General features: G+C 70.8%; 7 protein-coding genes. 2 read left to right on the top strand and 5 right to left on the bottom strand.

What is annotated here, in order from left to right:
- The 3 genes from AB0D10_RS45695 to AB0D10_RS45685 all read right to left on the bottom strand — a co-directional run.
- A partial coding sequence (locus tag AB0D10_RS45695; RefSeq protein WP_360268857.1) for an IS3 family transposase occupies window positions 1-278 on the bottom strand: 278 nt, incomplete at its 3' end.
- A complete protein-coding gene (locus AB0D10_RS45690; RefSeq protein WP_360268855.1) occupies window positions 275-568 on the bottom strand; it encodes a transposase in 294 nt (97 codons plus the stop codon). The genes AB0D10_RS45695 and AB0D10_RS45690, both read right to left, overlap by 4 nt.
- A gap of 98 nt (window positions 569-666) precedes the next feature.
- Window positions 667-996 (bottom strand): hypothetical protein, encoded by a 330-nt coding sequence (locus AB0D10_RS45685; protein ID WP_360268853.1) that lies wholly within the window; start codon window positions 994-996, stop codon window positions 667-669.
- Window positions 997-1,641: 645 nt separating this feature from the next.
- Here AB0D10_RS45685 and AB0D10_RS45680 point away from each other — a divergent pair.
- Window positions 1,642-1,995: a hypothetical protein gene (locus AB0D10_RS45680; RefSeq protein ID WP_360268851.1), complete on the top strand. Its 354-nt coding sequence runs from the start codon at window positions 1,642-1,644 to the stop codon at window positions 1,993-1,995.
- A gap of 56 nt (window positions 1,996-2,051) precedes the next feature.
- On the opposite strand, the gene AB0D10_RS45675 is transcribed toward AB0D10_RS45680, so the two are convergent.
- Together AB0D10_RS45675 and AB0D10_RS45670 are read right to left on the bottom strand one after the other, a co-directional pair.
- Window positions 2,052-2,285: a hypothetical protein gene (locus tag AB0D10_RS45675; RefSeq protein ID WP_360268848.1), complete on the bottom strand. Its 234-nt coding sequence runs from the start codon at window positions 2,283-2,285 to the stop codon at window positions 2,052-2,054.
- 294 nt (window positions 2,286-2,579) lie between these two features.
- Complete coding sequence (locus tag AB0D10_RS45670) at window positions 2,580-3,758, bottom strand: competence protein CoiA family protein (RefSeq protein ID WP_360268845.1); 1,179 nt, start codon at window positions 3,756-3,758, stop codon at window positions 2,580-2,582.
- Between the two features lie 576 nt (window positions 3,759-4,334).
- On the opposite strand from AB0D10_RS45670, the gene AB0D10_RS45665 reads away from it, so the two are divergent.
- On the top strand, window positions 4,335-4,874 hold the full coding sequence (locus tag AB0D10_RS45665) for a GNAT family N-acetyltransferase (RefSeq protein WP_360268859.1): 540 nt from the start codon (window positions 4,335-4,337) through the stop codon (window positions 4,872-4,874).
- Window positions 4,875-5,181: the final 307 nt, after the last annotated feature.

Raw genomic sequence — 5,181 nt, 5'->3', positions numbered from 1 at the left:
TCGGCCGTGATCCTGGCGACGGTGTTCTCAGAGACCTGCCAGCCCTCGGCCCACAGGTCGAGGGTGATCCTCGGCGAGCCGTACGTGCTACCGGATATGGCAAAGAAGTGGCTTGTCCGGTCCGCCAGTTCGGCCCGCCGCAGCTCGCGCTGGTCGGTTCGGCGGGGCGACGGCGCCACTTGTAGAACCGACTCGGACACTCCCAGTGCCCGGCAGGTGATCGTGTGCGGGACGCCGTGCTCGGTCCTCTGGTCGGCGATGAAGCCCGCAAGCGTCACTTCGTCGCCTCCTTCACCCACAGGACCACCGATCGCTTGAGGACGTCGCGCTCCATCCCGAGCTCGGCGATCTCCTTGCGCTGCCTGGCGTTCTCCTCGCGCAGCCGGCGCAGTTCGTCGCGCTCGGATTCACCCAGGCCCCCGGCCGCCTCCGCGTCCGCCTTGGTCCGGGCGCGGTGGACCCAGTTCTGCAGCGTGCTTTCGTGCACGCCCAGGTCCTGCGCGACCTCCGCGGCCGACCTCCCGGTCTCCGTGACGATCCGCACCGCCCCCCGCGCGGAACTCCGCATCGTACGAGCGCCTCTTCCGCATCATGACCCTCAACTTCCCCTCTGGTCACGACTCCACGCTACGAGGGGAATGTCAGCGGGTCGTGGGTGGCCCGACGTCAACTGTGCTTGCAGTCGCCCTGTGGGCTGGCTGCTGGCGGAACGCACTGGTAGTGAGTGTCTGCGGCGTGATGGCTCAGGAAGCGGCCGATGCACTGGTCCTTGCCGGTACGGCCGTGCGCCGCACAGAAGGCGAGTGCTGCATCTCCGTCGCTGAAGGGGCCCGGATCGTAGATGACCCAGTACCCGGGACGCAGTGAGGCGAAGTCGCCGCTCCGCAGGACCTGGGCCCCGGGTACGTCGGCCCGGACCTGTGCCAGCCGTTGGTCCAGTCCGGCGGCACCAGTGGAGACCGGCTCGGAGTAGAGCTGGGCGATCCAGCTGTCCACGCTGTCCTCTCCTGCCCCCGCAACTGTTCTGGCAGCCGCCGACGGTGACGCCGGGGGCGGACTTGACGGCGGATCCGAGGCCGGCGCGGGAACCGGAGTCGAAGCTGCCTGCGCAGGAGCACTCCCTGGTGGATCCGGGGTCGGCGCGGGAACCGAAGCCGAGGCTGCCTGCGCTGGAGCACTCCCTGGCGGCTCAGCCCCCGATGGGGATGGACGAAGCCAGGGGCCGACGACTCCGATCACTGCCGCGATGATGGCGGCTGCGGCACCGATGAGGGCCACCGTGATCCTCGGCGACGGCGTAGGCGGTGTGCCACTGGTCATCATCACTCCCGTGTGCATCCCGTTGGCAGAAACTGACTGGGAATCACGATGCTGGCGGGTTGGGTAGAGCCGCCCTGCGACTGCCGCCTTTGCTGCCTTATCGTTACGAACGAGACACAACTGTGCCCGCGCCGGGCGCCATGGCCCGCGGTCAGCTCGTCGGCGTCACCCACCGCCCCCGCCCGCGGCGCCGCGCCCAGCAGGCCTACCCTGGTCCACAACGCGGGAAGGGACAGGGGCGTGGAACTGACAGCGCGTAAGGGGCGCTGGATTGCTACGGCGGGGCTGATCGCAGTCACGGTCACGGTGTGGGCATGCGACATGAGGGAGCACGATCCCGCCTACCCGCTCCCGTTCAAGCGGCAGAACGCCTCCGTCCTGCGCCGCATCGCACTCGCCGACCCCTCCACGAAGAACATCACCGTGGCAGCGGACGACCGCACCATCTCCATGGAAGTCTCCTGGAGCGGCTGCGACTACAAGCCCGACCTCGTGGCACGGGAGACAGCCGACCATGTCACCCTGCTGCTCCGGCGCCGGGACGCCTCCGGACCGGACATCGGATGCGAGGACGGAGGCATCGCCGAACTCACCGTCGTCCTCCACCATCCCCTCGGTACCCGGACCCTCACCGACACCCTCACCGGCGAAACCGTCCCTCACACCCACGCCTGACAGAACCCGCGTGGCCTCACGTCCACCAACCAGGCCACGGCAATGGTGAGGCCGGCTCAACCGGTCACAGGTGGCCTTACCAGGGTGCAGCCGTCCGCCAGGGCGCAAGGTCCGCTGAGCAGGATGGCGGGCAACACGGGCACGGTCATGGCGACGGAGCGCAGGATGTCGATGCACCGCTTGAAGCGGTCGATCTCGTCGCTGGTGTCCTCGCATTCGGCCAGGAGCCGGCCGTGCCTGCCCTGGCCGCTGCCCAGGCAGCGCAGGGCCTGCCTCTCCAACCGCTCCAACGGGACTTTGTAGGCACCGCGCCCGATGACAGGTGGGTCGGCGGGCAGCTGGGTGTCAGTCCGTGGCGGCGTTAAAGCGACTCTGTCCACGTGGCTGTAGTCGTCGGATCCGCCCAGTCGCTCCCCCCATTCTCACCCGTCGACGACCAGGCACGTCGGGGTAGAGAGCAATTCGCTACCGGGGCCCCGCAGCACGCCTTCGGCGTAGGCCGCGCCACGTCGACCCCGGTGACGCCGTGGAGGCACCAGCGCTTCTCCACCCGGGATGCGACTGCTACGGGCGCGAGGCCCGTCTCAGGTATCGGCGCTGCCGGCGAGCCAGGCCGACAGGTCGACGATCCGGGTGAGGGCGGGTGCGTGGTCGACGACCGCCCGCCGCTCGGCGTCGCCGGCGGTCAGCACCACCAGCCCGGCCAGGTCGGTCCAGACCGCGCGGTCGATGGCCGGGCGCAGTACGGCGTAGGGCCGGCCGGAGACGTACACCGGCAGGCCGCCCGCCCACCGGGGCTCCGTGATCTTGTCGTGGCCCAGGCGCGCGGGCCGACCGCTGTCGGTCTCGGCCCACCGGGCGGCCGCGGCCTCCAGCCGGAAGCGCCGTCCCATGGGCATGACGGCCCGCCAGTCCTTGCCCACCGCCGACGCGGCGTGCCGCTCCTGCCGACGTCGCCGTTCCTCGCTGGTCCGCTTGGCCTGGTGCTCGCGGTCGGTCGCGGCGAACGCCGCTGCCTGCTCGATGTACGTGGGCGCGGTCCACAGCAACCGGTGATCGTCCTCCCCGGCCGGCACCTGGTGCGGAACGACGCGGTCGCCCAGCACCCAGGCGACGAAGTCGCCCAGCGGCGCGTTGACGCTCTCCCAGCGGCCGTGGCCGTGCGGGCAGCGGCACTTCTTGCGGCACGGCACAACGGCGAATCTGCACAGGCCGTTGCCCACACTCCACTGCTCCGTGCCGCCCGGCCGGGGCGCGGACGCGACCACCGACGGCTCCGCCCCCACCCACAGCCGGGAGGACAAGGTCACCCAGCACACCGGTATGCCGTCGGCGGCGTAGCGGCCGGTGCGCTCGTGGAGCTCGTCGCGGGTGATCGGGGAGAGCTGCGCCTCCCAGGCCATGCGGCGGGCACCGTCCGGGGACGAGGCCATCACGTCGGCCCGCCACGACCCGTCCGGCGCGCGGACCTCCAACTCGGCGTACCAGCCGGCGGCCCGGGCGGCGTGTGCGAGCTGCAGCTTGGTCAGGTGGTGCTCCATGCTCTCCTGCGCCAGCGCGCACGTCGGGGCCCCTCGGTCATGGGCGAAGAAGCGCATCCCGGCCGACGACACCTTGCCGTGCATCCCGTGGCCGCACTCCGGACACGCGAGCGGCACTCGCGGCCGCGCCCGGTGGACCTCCGTCCATGCCCAGCCGCACCCCAGGTCGTCCTGGGTCGCGTCGAGTCGCCCCCGCCCCGTGTACACCGCGGTGAACGTCACCGCGCCCCCTCTCCCCACCGTCGGCCTCCCCGGCCGCCGACCATCCTCCCCCTCTCCACCGCACTCGAACCAACGGCACGTCGCGGACTCTGTGCTGCGGGCGGCCGGACCGCTCGGGGGTTCGGCCGGCCGCCCGGTTCCACAGTGCCGCCGCCCGGCTGCTGATGCAGTCCGGGCTACGCCGACACGGCGTCAGCAACGGGAAGCCCGCGGGTGGGCTGGCCGGTGGAGACCGCCCCAGTAGCGGTGCAGCGTCTTTTCCGGAGCCGGGGCGGGCTCGGCCGCCCCGGCCTGCCAGGGGTTCAGGTCAGGTTGGAAGCGACCAGGTCGGCGAACTCGTCCGGGGTGACGATCCGCACGCCGAGCTCCTCGGCCTTGGCCCGCTTGGCAACGTCCGGAGCTGAAGGCTCCGACAAGCGCGACCACGTCGCCGTTGCCGCCGAACGGCAGTGCCAGTCCACTGGGCACGGCGACGGGTTGGCGGACCCGTTGCCCGGAACTGGATCACTCGTCAGACGCGTCCTCCTCTGCGGCACCGTCTCCTGGTGTCGCTGGCTTCGAGAGGAATTGCCCGCCATGACTGGTCTCGGACCCGTCGTCTGGCCACCTGAGCCGATCAGGACCGAGCGGCTCGTGCTCCGTGAGCCCGAGGCCCGGGACCGTGCGGCGTTCATCGAGCTGCTCGCCTCGCCGGAGGTGCACACCTACCTCGGCGGCCCCCGGCCGCACGACGAGCTTGAGCGCGAGATGCCCGAGGTGCCCGAGCGGTGGCCGGGGAGTTTCGTCGTTGAGCTCGACGGGTCGATGATCGGCCAGATCCTGCTCAGGAGGGCACCGGAGCACCATCGCCCGGCTGCTGCGGGGAAGGCCGATCTCGGCTACCTGTTCCTGCCACGGGCGTGGGGATTCGGGTATGCCGCCGAGTCGTGCGCGGCGGCACTTGAATGGCTCGCCGATGTCCTTCCCGGTGAGCCGGTGGTGCTCGCCACCCAGACCGCCAACGTCGGCTCGATGCGCCTCGCGGCAAAGCTGGGGTTCACCGAGGTAGAGCGGTACCAGGCCTGGAATGCTGAGCAGTGGCTCGGCGTTCGGTCCCCGGTCACACCGTCCGGTTGATCTCGTGCTCGACAGCGCGGATCCGCGAGGCCACCGATAGGTCGTCGGCCTCGGCCGCCGCTTGTCCGCGGCTCCCCCGGAGGAACCGGATGGATCGGAGCCCGTGAACGGGTATCTCGTCGCCGGCGCCCCCTGAACACCGTCCTCAAGCCGTGGGAGTCATCGCCGTTCACTCCTGACTCCATCGTGTCCAGGACACCGGGCAACCTCGACGACTGAGCCTTCCCCCGGGACATGGACACCGGAGTTTCATGCGGCGAGGGTGATCCTACGGGACGCCGCTGTCTGCTTTTCGAACTGGATCGGG

It is taken from the genome of Kitasatospora sp. NPDC048545, assembly GCF_040651155.1.
Classification (GTDB): domain Bacteria; phylum Actinomycetota; class Actinomycetes; order Streptomycetales; family Streptomycetaceae; genus Kitasatospora.
Note: the sequence above shows the minus strand (reverse complement) of the source record. Positions and strands in the feature narration are given on the sequence as shown.